This is a genomic window from Acinetobacter sp. UBA3025 (assembly GCF_002367915.1).
Taxonomy (GTDB): Bacteria; Pseudomonadota; Gammaproteobacteria; order Pseudomonadales; family Moraxellaceae; genus Acinetobacter.
In genome coordinates this window covers 1-2,131 of the sequence record NZ_DFDO01000250.1, presented here as the reverse complement: position 1 = coordinate 2,131, position 2,131 = coordinate 1, and the positions used below count along the sequence as shown (strand labels likewise).

The 2,131-nt window shown below is 41.1% G+C and carries 1 protein-coding gene and 1 pseudogene; both read left to right on the top strand.

All coding sequences use genetic code 11. The annotated features are described in order from the left end of the window. Positions 1–51 precede the first annotated feature (51 nt). Entirely contained in the window at positions 52–1,797 is a 1,746-nt protein-coding gene (locus B4J23_RS10610; protein ID WP_125278422.1) for a GTPase, read from the top strand. Further along, a pseudogene (locus tag B4J23_RS10605) lies at positions 1,794–2,131 on the top strand (diguanylate phosphodiesterase); the annotation flags it as partial. The gene B4J23_RS10610 and the pseudogene B4J23_RS10605, both read left to right, overlap by 4 nt.

The following is a 2,131-nucleotide window of genomic DNA, read 5'->3' as shown; positions in this document are numbered from 1 at the left end:
AATAAGACACCGCTTTTTGGGGTTTCAACATTTTTGAGTTAAATAATAAAGATGAGTAAGCATACTGCAGACATTTTTCAGACAACGGCTGAACTCACCATAGAACAGCTAAGTTTTTGTCCCACAAATGCCAAAGCATTGCAGGAATGGGTCGCAGGAATTTCAATCCTGCAATTGGGGAATTCATCCAAGTCTCTGTTCAGTGCTTTACTGGAAATTTCCGAACTGAAATGTGCGGAAACCTTGCGTTTTGACCTGATTCAGGTATTGCACCCTACCCTTGAAAATGTTTTGGCCAGTCTTGAGAAACATTTCGTCAATCAGGGTCTGATCACGACGGATCGCAATGACCAGATTATTGAGCTGGCCATGCTGTTACGCAGCTATTTTGCCAAGATCTATATAGATATTGCCAAACGTTGTAATCATCAGCTGAATCATCAAAAGTTTTCACTATTTTCCTTGGGCAAAAAGAAAAGTCTGCAAAGTGCCCGGATGGTGTCCATTTACTATGGTCTGCAACAGTTAAGCCTGCTGCTCTATCAACAGCATATGCTGTATAGCACACCTGGCGCTGGCCAGTGGTTGGCAGCACATCAGTTACTGGAATGTGCGATGGAAAATAATTTCTATCAGACCAACATCAATCAGGTTCTTGGCACCCAGCACGAAATCCAGAATATTGCTCAAGCCTATGCACGACTAATTTTGCTGGATATTTTCAATACTCATCAGATTCGTCCTGCTGAAATTCAGGGCTTATATTTATGTAGTGCAGACTGGGCGAAACTGGTTCAGATTCTTCCAAAAGAAACCACGCTGTCACGTTATGTGGTTGATGCCAGCAAAGATCATCCACCTTTATTAAATTCTCATCAGGGTCAGCATTTCCAGCCGAGCTTCTATATTTCGACACAAAACCTGATGGAACACCTGACCGGTACTCAAAGCAAAAATGCCCAGTATCTGTCACGTAATGAAAAGCTGTTCCTGACACCTGCCCTGCATTTTCATATCTATAACCTGCTTTCGAATAATGTCGAACGCCGTCATGAACGTTATGAATATTCCGCACAGATCAATATCTGCTTTGGCTTAACGGTGGCGCATTTTTATCTGTCTAAGGGTAAAAACTTTAATGAAACGCTGGAACTGGAAGGTAATTATGGTTTCCAGAGTGAAAGCAGTTTTGTCAGCTCAATGCATAATACTGTTCCAAGCGGATTCAGCAGTATCAAGGCGCTCGATCGCGAAGCCAAACAGATTCATACCGCTGAGGTTCTCGATATCAGTGTCAATGGTTACCGGATTAAATGGTCAGGTATCACGCCTGCCAATCTGAAAACTGGTGAATTTATTCTGGTTCAGGAAAAATCTCAAAGCCAGTGGCGTGGCGGTGTCATTCGCTGGATCAAACAGTCAGCAGATAAAAGTCTGGAAATTGGTCTGGAAATTCTGGCACAGGAACTGTTCCCTTGCGCAGTTTATGCCCGTACCGACAAACACAGTATTAATTACCAGCCAGCTATTCTGGTACAAATGACCCAGCTCGATCAGGTCTCAACCAGTATTATTGTCTCTGGCTCACAAATGTTTAGGGAAAAACAGACCATTCATTTACGACTTGGCCAAAAAGAACTCAGAATCTACCTGACCAAGGCACAGCTCATTACACAAAGTTTTATCCGTTTCGACTATGAATTATTAAATGATCAAGAAGAACATGTCATCGAAAACTTTATACATAAGCAATTGAATGAAACTAGAAATCACGATTTATGGGAAGCATTGAAGTGAGAAATCCATTATTGTCTAAAAAGTTAAAACGTACTGAAACACGTTTACTGATCATTGATGATAATCAAATTAGATATAACCAAATCCGTGATCTCTTAACCAGCAATGAATATCAGGTCGATGCCGTTCTGCTTGATGATCTGCAATCTTTTGAAAAACAGTTAAACTTTAACTGGGACCTGATTATTTTTGGTCGTGCTTATGATCTGAAATATGAACAGGCCTTAAGTCTGGTTCAACTTTCGCAGCAACCTGATCTGCCTATTTTATTATTGAAGCCGGAAGATTATCAGGCTGAACAATATGCCCAATATATCCGTAAAGGCATTTTTGA

What these genes read in the sequence shown, in the direction of transcription:
- B4J23_RS10610 (WP_125278422.1), top strand. Translation starts at nt 52, where the DNA reads ATGAGTAAGCATACTGCAGACATTTTTCAGACAACGGCTGAACTCACC.